The following is a 14076-nucleotide window of genomic DNA, read 5'->3' on the forward strand; positions in this document are numbered from 1 at the left end:
CTTAAGGAGGAGTGTTGGGCAGGAATCAGGGAATCTTGAGGTGAAAACCCGGAGTTTGTCTGCGAAAATTGCTTCCACCCCGGTATTACCCCCAAAATCCACTCACATGCACGGAATCACCGTGCCCTTCTCGTCCGTTTTCTGGCAAACCGGGTGTAAATCAGGTATATTGACTGTTTCATATAACTTAATAAAATGGGCAGGAAATTTAAAGCAGGACAAAACGCTGTGTATCCAGTTCACGGTGTGGTTAAGGTTCAGGGAGTTGAGGAAAAGGAAATACTGGGTTCGAGAAAATCCTTTTACATACTTAACGTTCTTGAAAGTAACGTAAAACTCATGGTTCCCACGGATAACATAGAGTCCGTGGGCTTAAGGCCCGTAGTGCCCAAGAAGGAAGTAAAGAAAATCCTTGACATACTAAAGGAAGAAAACGGCGAAGTGCCCAAGCTGGGAGTCCAGAGCTGGAACAAAAGGTATAAGGAATACGCCGACAAGGTTAAAAGCGGCGACATATACGAAATAGCCAGGGTACTAAGGGACATACACCATCTGAAAAAAGTAAAAAACCTCTCTTTCGGCGAGAAGAGAATAATGGAAAACGCCCTTTCCCACGTAGTTAAAGAACTTTCCATATCGCTTAGAAAAAAAGAGGGAGAAGTCAGCAGCCAGATAGAGGAAATCTTCTCCTAAATCCGCTCACTCAAGAATATCCCTTCCGTCAACGCCCCGGGGAACTTCAAACCCGAGATAACTGACGATGCTCGAGAAGATATCTGCGGTTCTTACGCAGTCGTGTGGGGCCGGGCGGCTTATAAGAATGGGGACCACCATGTGGTCTTTGTGCAGGGAGCCGTGGGAGCCGTGATGTTCAGGGTTCTCGTGCGTGGCCCGAAGGTCATAGCCCGGTTTCGAACTGATTACCACATCGCCGGTTCGAGGCGATTCGAAAAGCTGGAGAATCTGGAGGGGGGCATCCGGATAGTCAGAATCGATCGTGAGTCGAAGCGACTCCGAGGGATTCATCTTCTTTGAGGAAAAGCCGTAGCCAAGAGGGTCGCCCGAAACATTGCTGTAGCAGATCAGGCCTTCTTCATCCACACTCACGAGAGCCTCTCCCCTGGGGTTAGTTATTTTCACCTCCCCTCCCGCCCCGCCGGTTCTGGCGCAGACAACATCCACTTCCGGCCGCCCGGAGAGCTCGTTAACTATATCCGCTATTTCTTCGCAAAAGGTGTGTCTTTTCCATCCATCGGAATTTTTGAAATAGTAATGCGCCATGGAGTTTCCGGAAACCATGACGGATGAATCGGCATCAAGGTAATGCCTGAACACGTTGGTGTAGTAAAGCGGCTTGAGACCCCGTCTGCGAAGAAAACCCAGGGAATCGAAATGCGAGTGCGTGGACGTAAGTCCGTGGTCGCTTCCCACGACAAAAAGCATATCGTCAAGTTCACCTTGTTCGGCGATCTTTTCCGCAACCATTCCAACGTACCGGTCAAGCCTTCTGTAGGATTCCATAACCTTGTGGTGAAACGGATGGTAGCGGTGGGAATAGGCATCTGCCGCAGTGAAAACGCAGAAAATAAAACGCGGAGAATCCCTGAGAGAATCAATCAGAATTCTTCCAGCGGCCTCTTCGACACTGTCGCTTCTGTCCGTGAAATGGCTTTTTACGACCAGGTAATACTTAAGATACTTGGTCCTGTTTCTCCCCGAGGGACCTATATCCCTGGTTATTTCGTTTAGGATGCTTACGCTCCCCGGAACCATGCCGAAAAGCGTCGGGGAGCCACACTCTATGTCCCGGTTGATAAGAGACGCCTGGGGACCCGCGTAGCTTCTGAATCTTCGCAGGGAAAACGGGATCTTATCGTAATATCTTCTGTCAAACCACCTTATGCCGGGGAGGTTGCACCTGCCTGGAAACTTGCCGAGAAGGTACGGGGTATAGGCCGGACCCGTTGTGGAAGGAAAAACCGTGACTCCCTTAAGGAACTCTCCAGGTTCAACAACGTATTTCTGTATATTCTCAAGATCGCCTCTTTTTAGAAGTTCAGCGAAGACATCCAGCCTCGTGCCATCGGCAAGAAAAAAAACGCATTTTCTTCTATTCATCAAGTGCTTCCCGTAAAGTACCTGTCATAAATTTCCCTGACATCCCCGGTCACGCGCCCATATTCAGACATGAGAAAACCTCCCTCTCCACCGGAACCACCGAACTCAGGGGCCATTCGGTCAAAATCGCCTCGCGTGACCTCGTTTTTGCTCCTGTCGTTGAAAAGACTCAGCAGATTTCCCATTTTTCTTAAAAATAGATAGCCTTCGCTAAGCGTCAGGGCCTCGTCGCTTTTAATTAACCCGGCCCTGTAAAACCCTCCGATAGCCTCCATGGTGTTTGCCGTTCTTAGCTCGGGATTTGCGGGACCATGGGCAAGCTGAAGCATCTGGATGAGGAACTCAATATCAACCAATCCCCCCCTTCCCGTCTTCAGGTTAAACCTGGATTCCGTCTCGTTGGCGAGTTCCTTTTCGAGCCTCCCGCGCAGCCTGTGGATTTCCTTGGGAAAATCCGGAGCGAGCTCTTTGGCATAAACGAAATTCTCTATGACTTTCATTACCTTCTCACCGAGCGCGCGGTTTCCCGCAACGGCGCGGGCTTTTACAAGAGCCTGCCTCTCCCAGATATGAGCACTTGAATTATGATATTCTTCAAAGGCCTCAAGCGAGGCGACGAGGGCGCCCGAATTTCCCGACGGGCGCAGTTCCACATCCACCTTGTAACAGAAGCTCTTGGAAGTGTAAACCGAAAGATTGGATATGAATCTCTGACCGTACTTGGAGAAAAGCTCGTGGTCATCTCCCTCGTAAATGAAGATTATGTCCAGGTCTGAAGAGTAGCTCATTTCCCCTCCTCCAAGCTTGCCAAGTCCCAGGACGACCATGTTATCAAGAAGTTTTCTCTTTCTGGGAGAACACTTAAGGGCATCCTTGGCAAGTTTGAGGCTTGAGTCCATTACAACGTCCGCAACCATCGACAGATATTTTCCCACGTAGATAGGTTCCAAGTCCTCGGAAAGTTCCTTGAAGCAAAGCTTAAGGGACTCAATGTGCTTGAAGCTTCGAAGAGCGTCGAGTTTGCCCTCAAAGAACTCCTCTTCCGAGACGGCTTCCCCGAGAGCCTGCGCCATGGCATCTTTCGAATCGTAAAACTGCGTCACGTCCTTCAGTATGATGGAGTCAAGATACTCAGGGTGCCTGATAAGAAAATCAGACAGCATGCCACCTCTTGAAAAGAGCCTGGAGAGCAGAGGAATGATTTTTGGGTTTTCAGTCAGAAGAAAGTAGACCGACATCCTGGAACCTAGACCGGAGATAAACCTTTCAAGATTTAAAAGCGCGGAGTCCTGATCGCTAAGCTTGATTATGTTTGAGAGAAAAGCCGGTATCACTTTTCTCGAAAGCACCCTTCCCCTTTCCGTGAGTCCGGCCCTTTGGGGATTCATGAGGCTCGATATGATTTCGACCGCGTCGTCCGGCGCCGAGAACCCGAGATTTCCGAGGGTCGAAATCGCTTCCTCGCGGTTTACATTTCCCTCGGCCATAAAATCCGCCACCTCCCAGAATTCCCTGCCTTTTTCCTCAAGCTCCACCCCAGGATCGGAAAACAGGTTCCCGCAGTTCTTAACTACAAGCGAGGTTATCTCTTCGTAAGCAGCCTTGAAGTCCGCGGTCGTTTCAAAACCCATTCTCCTTGAGAGTCTGGCGAGCGAACTCTCCTCCGTGGGAATGCTGTGCGTCTGAAGTTCATCCCAGAGCTGAATCGAATGCTCCACCTTTCTAAGAAAAAGATAGCAATGCTCCATCTCTTCCTTTACCTGTTCTGTTATGAAACCCGTCGTCGCCATGGTGGAAAGGCCGTCAAGGGTGTTCATGAGTCCCCTGAGCTTCTTCACCGCACCGCCGCTCATAAGCTGGGTCGCCTGCACGAAAAACTCGATATCCCTTATTCCTCCCCTTCCGAGCTTCACGTCGTTTTCCTTCCGGATGCCCTCGAGACGAACCTTCATGTCCTTGAGATCCTCTATGGACTCGTAATCAAGCAGCTTGCGGTATATTACCGGTTCGAGGTCCTCGAGGAATTCACGACCGAGCTCAATATCCCCGGCAACAGGGGTTGCCTTGAGCAAAACCGCTCTCTCCCAAGTCTCGGCCCAATGGTAATAATGTTCAAGGGCCGCGTCAACCGACACCGCGACCGGACTCCCGCTGCCCCCAGGACGCAGACCCAGGTCGACTCTGTAGAGAAAACCGCCGGGGGTGACGGAGCTTATCGTTCTGGTAACTGATGAGAAAAGCGTGAATATCTGTCGGGCATACTCCTCGTTTCTGTAGAGATAAACGAGGTCTATATCGGAACTCAGATTAAGGAGTCTTCCGCCGAGTTTCCCCATGCCCAGCACTACGAACTCAAACTGGTCTCCGCCATCGATTCGGGACCTGTAAAAATCAAGCACCGCCCTGACCACGGAGCTGGCTAGATCGGAAATCTCCTCCATGGTCTGGCGAAACGTGCAGAGACCCAGAATTTCCCTGTAGATTATTCTCGAGAGTTCTGTGTACTTGTACTCCTTGAGCCTTTCGGAGAGCCGCTCCGAGTCCTGCGAATTCCTCACAATCGAGCCGAGTGGAGTTCGGTGGGAAGAAATCGTTTTTTTTCTCCTGAGGGTTTTTTCATTAGTAAGTACGGTTAGCGCACGGGGATTTCTTATGACTGAATTGCCGAGGAATCTGCTGTGGGAAGAGATCGCGCGGAGGACTTTTTCTTTTTCCCCGGAGAGCCTGCCGTTTATCTCCCGGAATCTCTCAACGGTTAAGCGCGCGTTTTCCTCGTCGGGAAGAAGGGTTTTCTTTCTCATCAAGCCGGGTCACATGAAATCATAGGGATCAACATCAACTACAAGCTTAATTCCCGAGGCGTGTTTTTTCAACGAGTCGTAAAGTGCCGAGGCGTAGTTGCGAAGCAGCCCCAGATTACTTGACACGACAATGATCTGCCACCTGAACCTGTTTCTGAGTTTGTATATGGGAGCCTCGGAGGGGCCGAGCACTCGAAGCGACCCGGGCGGAAGCCTGAGAAGAAATCTCTCGGCTGTGCGTTTCATTCTTCCGGCGAAATCTCGCGTTTTCTCCTCATCAAGTCCGTTTACTCTGAAGGATATGAACCTTGAGAAAGGGGGCTGATCAAGAGACTTCCTAAGCTCCAGTTCTTCATCAAGAAACCCGGAACTGTTATGGGAAATGGCAAATCTTACCGAAGGATGTTCGGGGTTATATGTCTGCAGAAAAACCGTCCCGGGTTTTCTCCCCCTGCCTGTTCTTCCGGCTACCTGCGTGAGGATCTGGAAAGTTCTTTCTCCCGAGCGGAAGTCGGGAATCCCCAGCATATGGTCAGCCGAGAGAACACCCACAAGCGTAACCCCTGGCAGATCATGTCCTTTGGCTACCATCTGGGTCCCGATAAGAACATCCACCTCCCCGGACTCAAGCTTTCTGTAGAGGTCGAGAAGTTTGGTTTTTCCGCGGGTGTAATCCCTGTCCATAACGAAAACCCTGGCATCGGGAAGCATGCTCTTTACCTGCTCCTCCACTTTCTGGGTCCCGAGACCCTTGCCCATGTATTCGGCTCCGCAGCTTGAGCAGATGTTCTCGAATTCCTGCATAATCCCGCAGTAATGGCACTTAATTGAATTATCCTTTTTGTGGAAGGTAAGGGTTATAGAGCAGTTGGGGCACCTGAAGATTTCACCGCAGTCCCCGCAGACCAGAAAGCTTGAAAAACCTCTGCGGTTAATAAAAAGAATCGACTGCTCCCCACGGCTGAAATTCTCCACCAGAGCGTCCCTTAGGCGCGGGGAGAAAACAGTTTCATTCACGTTTTTCATATCTACAAGCTCGACATCTGGAAGTCTGCTCGCCCCCACCCTCGCGGGAAGAGAAAGATATTCGTACTTGCCCCTGATCGAGTTTGCGTAGGATTCAAGGGAAGGAGTCGCGGAACCCAGCAGCACCGGACAGCCGTATACGGTTCCGAGCATGACCGCGGCGTCGCGGGCGTTATAGCAAGGCGCCTCGTTCTGCTTGTAAGAGGATTCATGCTCTTCGTCCACCACCACGAGGCCGAGATTCTCAAGCGGAGCGAAAACCGCGGAGCGGGCACCTATCACCACGCTTAATTCACCGCTGCGGGCCCTTCTCCACACGTCAAATCTCTCGCCCTCGCTGAGTGCGCTGTGAATCACCGACACAGAGTCGGCGAAACGCGAACGGAACCTCTTTACCAGAAGCGGTGTGAGCGCTATCTCGGGGACGAGAACAATCGCCTGTTTCCCTCCGGCTATGACTTCGCTCACGGTCCTTAAGTAGACCTCGGTCTTCCCGCTTCCCGTAACACCGTGAAGAAGAAAGCAGCGGTATTCCCCCCTCTTGACGTAAGGCAGGATTTTCTCCATTGCCATACGCTGATCCTGGGTAAGTTTCTTCGGCGGCTCTTCCTCCGCGTCAAGCATGCCGTAGGGGTCCCTCCCGATCTCTTTTTGCTCCACGGAGACCAGGGCGTTCTCCACAAGCCACTTTACGTGAGCCGTGAAATTGCCGAATATTTCCTTGAGTTCTGAGTGGGGAGCAGATCCCCGGTGGGTTATAAATTCAAGTATTGCTCCCTTGGCCGGCTTTTTCCGCTTAATCTCTAAAACGGCGTCAGAGTCGCAGGAGGCGCCATAGATCTTCTCGTACTTTACCTTCTCATCGCTTATGACCCTGTAGTCAAACTTGACATGCCCCCTTCTCTGAAGAGAGTTAAGATTCTCAAGCGAGGCCCCGCCGGTTAGTTCCAGAAGTTTCTCCGAGGCAAGCTCCTCTTCAAGCAAGAGAGTTTTTAGAATTTTCTCCTCAAGATCATTCAAGCCCTCTTCCCCAAGGCGGTTTTTTCCCTCTTCCGTGACCCGCACGGTTTTCCCCACGCTTTTACCAAGCCCCAAGGGGTGGGCGAACTTAAGAACGATTCCAAGAGGCGCCATGTAGTACTCGGAGACCCGGCGGAAAAATTCCAGGCGTTTTTCGTCAAAAAGCGGGGATTCATCGAGAACATCGATTATATCCTTTAACTCGAAATCGACCTTCTGTTTTCCCTCGCGCCCAACCACATACCCTATGGCCTTGCGATTTCCGAGTGGAACGAACACCCTTTTCCCCGTAGCGACCCCTTCCCGGAAACGCTTCGGAACCGAATACAGAAAAAGCTGTTCGGAATGAATCGGCAAAGCTACCTGAACAATTTTTCCTGAAACCATAACGATATCGGAAGACCTGATCAGTTGTCCACCCTGCACTCGCCTGCGGGATTACCTTCCAAGTCAACGAGAACAGGGTCAGGCCTTCCACCCGTGTCATCATAAGTGTGTACATAGTAAAAACCCTTTGTTACGTCGCCGTTAGCATCGAAATCAATCTCGCCTGAAAAGCCGTGATAATCAATATCATCGTTGGCACTGTCGCCATCGGTGAGAAATCCCGCGCATTCGGCATAAGTTCTGCACTTAACCCCACCCCTGCTTACCCCTGTCATTTCCCTGACATACACGGCGGGGTCAGAAGATGCGCTTTTAATGGACGCAAGCTTCATCAGCGCAACAGCATCGTATATCTGCCTTGCGTATCTCCCCGCTTCATCGAAAAGTTCTTTCCTGTCTTCCCGTCTGCAGGGATCAGGGCCCGCGATTGTGGTTACAAAACCTTCCATATCCTCAAGCGAAAGCACTTCGGGATCAAGGGCGACAACTGTTTCAGCAAAGCCCTCAATTGACAACGAATCCGCCCCGTAGTATCTCACCTTTGCGTTCAGTTCCTTTCTCTTGAGCATGCTTGCCATGAAATTCGCTCCCCCTTCACGAAACAGCGCGAGAACCACGGAGTCTACAGGATTATCCTCGGCATTTACCGCGCTGACCACGGCATTTACTGCCGCCTCGGGACCTCCCCTGTACTCAATCGGTTCAAGCAGGCTTACTCCCATTTGTTTGAGGGATTCAACGAGACCGTCCTTAAGATTTCTTCCGTAACTGTCGTTGCGAAACAGTACGGCCGCTCGTTTCCCCCCGGCCTGCCTTATCAGTCTCGCAAGTATGGGTGCCTGGAACGCGTCCGATGGAATAACTCTGAAGAAGTAACCGTCATCAGCGAAAGTGCTTATTTCAACCGAACTGGCCGAGGGTGATATAGCGACCATCCCCGCTTGGGCAAAATCATCCACAAGATTCACGGAATCGGCGGAAGTAGTCGGACCTATTATCCCGTCGACCCCCCTGTTCAGAACATTCCTCAGAGCAGCAGAATCAAAAGAACGGTCAGTGTCGCGGCCAAAAACAAGTTCTATATCACCGCCTGCGGCATTGATATCTTCTACGGCCGAGACTGCCGCCTGTCGCCTGGTGTCATAGCTGCCGTCAAAAATCTTCTCGGGGATGAGCACCCCTATGCAGAGAGAAGCATCCGCGCAGTCATTGCTCCGGCAACCTGAGGAGACCAGAATGCAGGTCAGAATAAAAACATATAGAACTGAGCAGGTATTTCTCATTTCAGGGTCTTAAAGAGACCGTCTTGCTATTATGGCCCGCGAGAACAGTGAATACTGCATTGACAGATCAAACTGCATCAGTCCAACGGACACAGAGAAGTGGCCACCTGTCACCAACAATAAGGAATCAGGCAAGGTCCGCGGGCATCATTATCATGTTGTCCATCGACGCGCCGGGGGCTATCATCGGATAAACCATTTCCGTACAATCGACTTCTATCTCCATGAGAACAACTCCCGGAGTGTTAAGGCCTTCCCTGAGAGTGGGCTCAAGCTCCTCGGGCCTCACCGCCCGAAGGCCGCGAGCGCCAAACGCTTCCGCAAGCTTCACGAAATCCGGCAGCACTTCAAACCGGGACGCCGAGTAATTGCCCTCAAAGAACATCGTCTGCCACTGTCTTACCATTCCGTGATGACGGTTGTTAAAAACGATAATCTTGAGATCCAGATTGTTTTCAACCGCAGTCGCGAGTTCCTGGAAATTCATCTGGAAGCTTCCGTCGCCGGCAACGCATATAACCTGCTCATCGGGCCTTGCGTATTTCGCTCCCATGGCCGCGGGGAAACTGAATCCCATGGTTCCCAGGCCCCCAGAGGTGAGGTGGGTTCTCGGTCTTTCGAACCTGTAGAACTGGGCTACCCACATCTGGTGCTGGCCCACGTCGGAAACTATTATGGCATCTCCTTTCGTGAGCTTGTAAAGCGTGTCTATGGCGTAGGTTGTCAGGATTTTCTCGCTTCCCTGGCAGTAGGTGAGCGGATGTTTCTCGTTCCACTCCCGTATCCGCCTGAGCCAGGATTCCCTTCCCTCAAGGTCAATCTCCCCGGGGAGAGCATCGAGTATCTGGCGCAGCACAACCTTAGCATCCCCTACTATCGGACACTGAACCGTTATGTTCTTGTCTATCGAGGAGGGATCTATGTCTATATGGATAATCTCCGCGTTGGGGGCGAACTCATCGAAATTCCCTCCCGTAGCCCTGTCATCAAACCGCCCGCCGATCGAGATAACGAGGTCCGATTCGGTAACAGTCATGTTTGCCGCGTAGGAACCGTGCATCCCGAGCATGCTTATGAAGAGCGGATCGCTCGCCGGATAACCCCCCAGGCCCATAAGGGTTGACGCCACGGGTATCTGAAGCCTGTGGCAGAACTCAATCAGTTCATCCGTAGCCCCGGACCAGATAACTCCTCCCCCGGAATAAATAACCGGCCGTTTTGAGGCAAGCAGCATCTCCACCGCTCTTTTTATCTGCGAAGGGTTTCCCTTCATGGTGGGCTTGTAGCCCTTGATGTCTATCTCGTGGTCCTCGGGGATTACAAGCTCGTCTTCTCCTATGAGAACGTCCTTTGGCATATCAACCAGAACAGGGCTGGGTCTTCCGGTGCCGGCTATGTGGAAAGCCTCTTTCATGGCTCTCGGAAGATCCCGGGTCTCTCGTACAAGATAGTTGTGTTTCGTGCAGGGTCTCGTTATTCCGATATGGTCGGCTTCCTGAAAAGCGTCGCTTCCAAGGTACTGCGTGGGAACCTGTCCTGTGAAGATAACTATGGGAGATGAATCCATCTGCGCCGTCGCAATGCCGGTAACGGTGTTGGTTGCCGCAGGACCCGAGGTGCAAAGCACCACTCCCGGTTTTCCCGAGGCCCTTGCGTACCCGTCGGCCATGTGCGTAGCTCCCTGCTCATGCCTCACGAGCACGTGATTTATCCTGTCGGTATAATCGGTCATCACGTCATAGACCTTGAGAACGTACCCTCCCGGCAGTCCGAAGACCACGTCAATACCTTGGTGAAGAAGCGTCTCAAAGAACATCTGCGCGCCGAGCATCTTGGCCATTTTGGTCTATCTCCCTGATTATTTTAAAATGCGGAACACCTAAAAACCCACTCGCTTAATCTATCACCGCGTGCAGACAACTTCAAGACTGGCAGGGAAAAAGATTTCCATCGCGACTTCAGCGATTCCGCTTAGCGCTCCGCTGCGGAGCGGCGAAGATAAAAGGGAGTTAAAGTGAAGGGATCGTCCTTCTGCCCGGAAAGAATCTTTTTTCTCCCTAAAAGCGCGCAGCCGGACGCCCTCGGGGTATTCAGATTCGCAGGCAGAAACACGGCTCTATCTCCCACGGAATCCCGTATGAGATTTTCGTGGAGCAGGGCTCCGCTGCCCACAAAAACGGTCTTTCTTCTCACCCCGGCGCACACAGACTCAGGTGTGGCGATTTCCGCGGGGGTCATCTCCGCGCTTTCCGGATCATAAAACGAAAAGAAGACCTCTCCTCTGCCAGCGTCGGTCATGGCGCACACGCCGTCTCCGCACCAAAGCGCGTTGGAGGCGAGAATCTCAAGCGATGGAACTCCCGCAAGGTCAGCCCCCAGGGAATAGCAAAGGGCCTTAGCTGTGGAGACCCCTATGCGAAGAGAGGTGAAGGAACCCGGACCCACTGATACGCAGACCGCATCCAGATCATCTTTTCCGAGCCCGCAATCCGAAAGAAGCCTCTCGATGGTGGGAATAAGCACCTCGTTATGTCTTGGACCGGTGTTGAAAGCATATTCGCAGAGAAGCGCGTCGTCATCGGATAATGACACGCTTCCCGAAAAAGTAGAGGTTTCGATTCCCAGAATTTTCATAATGTGCCGCTCAAAAAATGCCCAAAAACAACGTTCTGTAAATTTCTAGAGCAACGCTATTCAGAGGAAGATTTACGTTTTTATCAGAACTTTCATTCTTTCCCGGTATCCCTGCATTACCCGTATCCCGCTGAATCCCCTAATCGTCCCGCCTGAAAAACAACCAGCAGAAAAACCAGACTGCGGGACCTCCGCAAACAAGAATGATAAGGGAAAGCCATGAATAGGTTCTCATGCTTCGTCCCTCGCACAGGAATCTACACAGACTCTTCGATCTCGATTCCGCGTATCCCGATTACTCCGCTTCCTCAGCAGAACCAACCCCCGAGGCCTTTATGATCTCATCTCTTATTTTTTCGCGGATTTCTGGATTTTCGTGGAGAAACTTCTTGGAATTATCCCTGCCCTGCCCCATTCTCTCCCCCTCATAGGAATACCAGGTCCCGCTTTTCTTTATCACGTTGAACTTGCTTCCAAGATCAATAAGCTCCCCGAGCTTTGATATCCCCCTTCCGAAAATCACCTCGAATTCCGCTTCCCGAAAAGGCGGAGCGACCTTGTTCTTTACAAGCTTGGCCCTGACCCTGTTGCCAATTATGCGGTCGCCGTCCTTAAGAGACCCGATGCGCCTTATGTCAACTCTCACCGATGAATAGAACCGAAGCGCGTTGCCCCCGGTGGTGGTCTCGGGGTTCATGTACGCCGGAACCCCGATTTTCATGCGAAGCTGGTTAACGAAGATCACTATGGTCTTGGAGCGGCTCACGTTAGCCGTTATCTTGCGAAGCGCCTGCGACATCAGTCTCGCCTGAAGACCCACGTGAGTGTCTCCCATCTCCCCCTCAATCTCGGCACGGGGGGTAAGGGCCGCGACCGAGTCGAGCACTATGAGATCAACAGCGTTACTTCTTATCAGGGTATCAATAATTTCAAGGGCCTGTTCTCCGAAATCGGGCTGCGAAATAAGAAGGTCTTCAACCTTGATCCCAAGCGCTGCCGCGTAGCTTGTTGAAAGAGCGTGCTCCGCGTCGACAAACGCGGTTATTCCGCCGGCCTTCTGGGCCTCCGCAATTGCGTGGAGCGCTATGGTGGTCTTGCCCGAGGCCTCAGGGCCGTAAACTTCGATAATCCTTCCCCTGGGAAAACCTCCGACTCCAAGCGCTATGTCAAGTCCGAGGGATCCCGAGGTAACAACCGGGATATCCGAAAGAGAAACGTCCTCCCCGAGTCTCATTATGGAGCCTTTTCCGAACTGCTTCTCTATTGTGCTGATGGCTACGTCTATATTCTTGTTCTTCTCGTCAAGATCGCTCATTCCTTCTTAATCTCCGTTTTGGTTTTTTGGGATTCTGAAACTACTATCCTACATAATCAAGGCAGAACTTCCTAACCAGATCAATGGCGGTGGAGGCGGCAAAGTCTTTTATCTCATCCCTAGTTCCAGTAAAATTCCGTTTCTCGCAGAAAGTCCCTGAGGAAACGTGACTGAATCCGAACCACACGGTGCCCACGGGCTTCTCCGCAGTTCCTCCTCCCGGACCCGCGATCCCGGATATGGAAATCCCTATATCGGTTCCGAAAAGCTCTCTTGCCCCCCGGGCCATTTCGAAAACTACCTGCTCGCTCACCGCTCCGAACCGCACGAGCGTATCCACGCTTACCCCAAGAAGCTTTTCCTTTGATTCGTTACTGTAAACCACCGCTCCGCCCAGAAAATAAACCGAACTCCCGGGAATGTCTGTAAACCGGCTTGAGCAAAGCCCTCCTGTGCAGGACTCTGCAACGGAAAGGGTCAGGTCTTTTTCGAGCAACAAAGATGCCGTTACCTCCTCAAGGAGTTCATCCTCCTCGGAAAAGAGAAAATTTCCCAGTCTTTCTTTGGCCTGCGCGCAGGCATCGCGCAGAAATGAATCCAGCACTTCGCCGTCATCACCCGAGGCCGTGAACCGCAGATGGATCTCGGGCAGGCGGATTCTGTATCCGACATCCACCTCTTCGGGGGAGAAGCCCCCCAGTTTTTCCGCCACCTCGGATTCGCCCAAGCCGAAGGTCCTGAGCACTCTCACGCGCAGGATGGTTCCCTTTTCCGCAACGCCACTTATATCCGGAAAAACATGTTCTGAGAACATCCGCCTGAATTCCCTTGGGACACCGGGAAGAAAGTAGAATTTCGAGTTGCCGGAAACAAAGCTGAATCCGGACGCCGTGCCGACGGGGTTCTCGATAACCGCCGCTTTTTCAGGAAACATGGCCTGTTTTTCATGATGGATGTTGGGTTCCCTTCCCCTCTTTCTTAGCTTTAGAGCAATGTCTTCGTAGGCCTCTGGATTAAAAACAAGGGGGGTTCCCAGGAATTTCGCGGCTGCAAGCGCGCTCAGATCATCCTCGGTGGGGCCAAGCCCTCCCGTGACTATGACAAATCTGGCTCTTTTTGAGGCCGTGGTAAAAGAAGCGAGAAGATCCTCAAGATCATCGGCAACCGCGCAGTGGTGCTTAACTTCAATGCCGGATGAGGACAGTTCCGCGGCTACCCAGCTGAAGTTGGTATCCCGGGTAAGACCGCTCATTATCTCGTTTCCGGTCGTGATTACCTCAACGCACATTGCCGGGTAATTCTAACCGGTAAGAAAACCCCGCGGGAAGACAAATCCCCTGAAACCTTATCAACTACGTGACAAGAGACTGGAAGACGACTATCGACTGCGCGCCGGATATCATACAGGTGCTTCCGAGTCTCAAGCTTCATAGACAGCAGCAATTCCCACTAACGGCACATCAAGCTTTGACTTGTAGGTGTCTGGGGATTT

The 14076-nt window shown here is 51.8% G+C and carries 9 protein-coding genes; 1 reads left to right on the forward strand and 8 read right to left on the reverse strand.

Translation table 11 applies throughout. The features are described 5' to 3' along the window. Positions 1-195: 195 nt before the first annotated feature. Positions 196-693, forward strand: a complete 498-nt coding sequence (locus OXG10_04190) for a CarD family transcriptional regulator (GenBank protein ID MCY3826569.1) — start codon at positions 196-198, stop codon at positions 691-693. Positions 694-699: 6 nt separating this feature from the next. Here OXG10_04190 and OXG10_04195 read toward each other — a convergent pair whose 3' ends face one another. From OXG10_04195 to OXG10_04230, 8 genes are all read right to left on the reverse strand, one after another. After that, the gene (locus OXG10_04195) at positions 700-2118 is read right to left on the reverse strand and encodes an alkaline phosphatase family protein (protein ID MCY3826570.1); all 1419 of its coding nucleotides are present in this window, start codon (positions 2116-2118) and stop codon (positions 700-702) included. Then, a complete protein-coding gene (gene glnE, locus OXG10_04200) occupies positions 2118-4919 on the reverse strand; it encodes a bifunctional [glutamate--ammonia ligase]-adenylyl-L-tyrosine phosphorylase/[glutamate--ammonia-ligase] adenylyltransferase (protein ID MCY3826571.1) in 2802 nt (933 codons plus the stop codon). The genes OXG10_04195 and glnE overlap by 1 nt, the downstream gene beginning before the upstream one ends. Before the next feature lie 9 nt (positions 4920-4928). Further along, a complete protein-coding gene (gene priA / locus OXG10_04205) occupies positions 4929-7352 on the reverse strand; it encodes a primosomal protein N' (GenBank protein MCY3826572.1) in 2424 nt (807 codons plus the stop codon). Between the two features lie 20 nt (positions 7353-7372). After that, positions 7373-8635 carry an ABC transporter substrate-binding protein gene (locus OXG10_04210; GenBank protein ID MCY3826573.1) on the reverse strand — a complete coding sequence of 421 codons (1263 nt, stop codon included), beginning with the start codon at positions 8633-8635 and terminating at the stop codon, positions 7373-7375. 127 nt (positions 8636-8762) lie between these two features. Next, complete coding sequence (gene ilvB / locus OXG10_04215) at positions 8763-10475, reverse strand: biosynthetic-type acetolactate synthase large subunit (GenBank protein MCY3826574.1); 1713 nt, start codon at positions 10473-10475, stop codon at positions 8763-8765. A 131-nt stretch (positions 10476-10606) separates the two neighbouring features. After that, positions 10607-11269, reverse strand: a complete 663-nt coding sequence (gene tsaB, locus OXG10_04220) for a tRNA (adenosine(37)-N6)-threonylcarbamoyltransferase complex dimerization subunit type 1 TsaB (protein MCY3826575.1) — start codon at positions 11267-11269, stop codon at positions 10607-10609. Positions 11270-11564: 295 nt separating this feature from the next. Further along, positions 11565-12584, reverse strand: a complete 1020-nt coding sequence (recA, locus tag OXG10_04225) for a recombinase RecA (protein ID MCY3826576.1) — start codon at positions 12582-12584, stop codon at positions 11565-11567. Between the two features lie 43 nt (positions 12585-12627). Then, the gene (locus OXG10_04230; protein ID MCY3826577.1) at positions 12628-13872 is read right to left on the reverse strand and encodes a competence/damage-inducible protein A; all 1245 of its coding nucleotides are present in this window, start codon (positions 13870-13872) and stop codon (positions 12628-12630) included. Positions 13873-14076: the final 204 nt, after the last annotated feature.

This window comes from Candidatus Dadabacteria bacterium (assembly GCA_026706695.1).
In the GTDB taxonomy this organism is placed as follows: Bacteria; Desulfobacterota_D; UBA1144; order Nemesobacterales; family Nemesobacteraceae; genus Nemesobacter.